The sequence below is a fragment of the Elioraea sp. genome (assembly GCF_051860475.1).
GTDB lineage: Bacteria > Pseudomonadota > Alphaproteobacteria > Acetobacterales > Acetobacteraceae > Elioraea.
Window position 1 is genome coordinate 1 of record NZ_JBHYDW010000263.1, and the last position, 2,364, is coordinate 2,364.

A 2,364-nucleotide genomic window follows, 5' to 3' on the forward strand; every position below is an offset into this window, starting at 1 on the left:
GGCGCGGAGCTCTCGCTCGGCTTCGCGCTGAACGGCCTGGTCGCGCGCGACCGCATCCTGCGCAAGGAGGGCCTGCGGGCGGGCGACGCGCTGATCCTGACCAAGCCGATCGGCACCGGCACATTGCTGGCGGGGCAGATGCGTGGGCTGGCACGCGCGCGCTGGGTCGAGGCCGCGCTCGCGCATATGTGCGTCCCGAACCGCCGCGCCGGCGCGATCCTCGCCGCGCATGGCGCGCGCGCCGCGACCGACGTCACCGGTTTCGGCCTGCTCGGCCACCTGGTCGAAATGACGCGCGCGAGCGCGGTCGACGCAAAGCTGGTGCTGGAGCGCATCCCGCTGCTCGATGGCGCGCGCGAGACGGTGGCGCACGGCGTGTTCTCCTCGCTTCAGCCGCAGAACGTGCGCCTGCGCCGGGCCGTGCGCGACCTCGCCGCGGCGCAGGCGCTGCCGCTCTATCCGCTGCTGTTCGACCCGCAGACAGCGGGCGGGTTGCTTGCCGGCGTGCCGGCTGAGCGCGCCGAGGCGTGCCTCGCCGCGCTGCATGCCGCAGGCTATGTCCACGCGGCGGTGATCGGCCGGGTCGAGCCGCGTTCCGACGCACTCGAGCCGATCGTGCTGCACGAGCAGGGCAACCCGCTGGCCGACCGCACGGTGCCCGAGGCCACCGATGTCCGGAGCGTTGCCGAGCCTGCACGGAGCGTCTGACGCCGTGTCCAGGCCGCTGCGCAGTCCCGCCGAGACCGCGCCTACGCCGCTGCTCGCGGCGAAGCGCTACGACGCGCCGTCGGTGTTCCGCCCCGAGGCGCTGCTGCGCGAGGCGCGACGCCAGCGCAACGTCCCGCACGCGTCCGTGCCGGCGATCTGCCTGCTCGACCCGGACGGCGATATCGTGCGCTCCCTGACACGACGCGGCGTGGCCCGGCGCCACGAGGGCTGGGCCTGCTACCACTCCGAGATGGTGGCCTTCGAGCTGGCCGGCGTCGGCCCCGTTGGCGCGGTCGGCTGCGCCGTGGGCGCGCCCTACGCTGTGCTGGTGGCCGAGCAGGCCTTCGTCTCCGGCTGCCGGCTGCTGGTCAGCATCACCTCTTCGGGTCGGATCGCCGAGGATCTGCCGGCACCGCCCCATTTCGTGCTGATCCGGCGCGCGCTGCGCGACGAGGGCACGAGCCACCACTACCTGCCGCCCTCGACCTTCGCCGAGGCGCCGCTGCCCGATCTGCTCGATCGGATCGCCGCACGGCTCCGCGCAGAAGCGCCCGACATGATCCTGCGTGAGGGGACGACCTGGACCACCGATGCACCGTTCCGCGAGACCGAGACGGCGATCACGGCGGCGCGCGCGCAGGGCTGTCTCGCGGTGGAGATGGAGGCGGCTGCACTCTATGCCTTCGCCGCCGCCTTTGCACGGCCGGTGGTGTGCTTCGCGCACGTAACCAACGCGATGGGCCGCATCGAAGGGGATTTCGAGAAGGGCGAGGCCGAAGGCTCGGCGGCGGCGCTGCGGGTGCTCGCGGCGACGGCGCGCGCCTTCCGCGATGATCGCTCGGCGGCCCTGGCCCAGCGGCAGGAGTGAGGCAATGCGCACCAACCCATTCTACGACGTCTGGCTGTTCCTGATCGGCGCTCAGCCGGACCAGGTGGGTCTCGGCTTCGGGCGCTGGATCGTCACGGTCCTGTTCCTCGGCCTGCTCGCCGGCTCGATCGCGATCGCGGTGCGCGAGTGGCGCGCCGACCCGGCGCAGCGCACGGCGGCGCACGCGGTCACCTGGCTGTTCCGCATGATGATGGGGGCGATGTGGTTCCAGGGCGCGCTCTGGAAGCTGCCGCTGCCGCGCTCGCCCGGCTTCTTCCATTGGACCGAGCAGCTCGCCGAACACGCCGCCTTCGAGTTCCACCGCGCGATCGTCCGCGACGTCATGCTGCCCTGGCTGCCGCTGTTCCAGGCACCGGTATTCCTGGCCGAACTCTTCATGGGAGTCACGCTGATGCTCGGCGTCGCGGTGCGGCTCTCCTCCGCCGTCGGCATCCTGTTCGTCCTGCATCTCTGGCTCGGGCTCTATCTGCACCCGCACGAGTGGCCGTGGCTGTTCTGGTTCATGGTGTTCACGCTCGGGTTGTTCATCGTGCACAACGCCGGGCGGAGCCTCGGGCTGGACGCGACGTTCCGGCGCAGCCCGCCGTCCTGGCTGAGGGGCCGGCTTGGGAGGCTCTACGCGCTCGCGTCCTGAGCGCTCCGGGCGCGGCGGAGTTCGCGCGCGAGCCTGAGGAAGGTCGTGACGATGCTCCAGGCGGCGGCGAGCGAGGCGCGCAGGTTGCCCGACACCTTGGAGACGCCGCCGGCGCGCCGGCGCTGCCCGACCG

Annotated in this window: 3 protein-coding genes; all 3 read left to right on the forward strand. The window is 72.5% G+C overall.

What is annotated here, in order from left to right; all coding sequences use genetic code 11:
• The coding region (gene selD, locus ACTIFU_RS23420; RefSeq protein WP_439580739.1) for a selenide, water dikinase SelD at window positions 1-708 on the forward strand (708 nt) is incomplete at its 5' end.
• A 4-nt stretch (window positions 709-712) separates the two neighbouring features.
• Window positions 713-1,576: a nucleoside phosphorylase gene (locus ACTIFU_RS23425; protein ID WP_439580740.1), complete on the forward strand. Its 864-nt coding sequence runs from the start codon at window positions 713-715 to the stop codon at window positions 1,574-1,576.
• Window positions 1,577-1,580: 4 nt separating this feature from the next.
• Complete coding sequence (locus ACTIFU_RS23430) at window positions 1,581-2,231, forward strand: hypothetical protein (RefSeq protein WP_439580741.1); 651 nt, start codon at window positions 1,581-1,583, stop codon at window positions 2,229-2,231.
• Window positions 2,232-2,364 lie beyond the last annotated feature (133 nt).

Coding starts and splice junctions, on each gene's coding strand:
- ACTIFU_RS23430 (WP_439580741.1), top strand. CDS start 1,581: ATGCGCACCAACCCATTCTACGACGTCTGGCTGTTCCTGATCGGCGCT.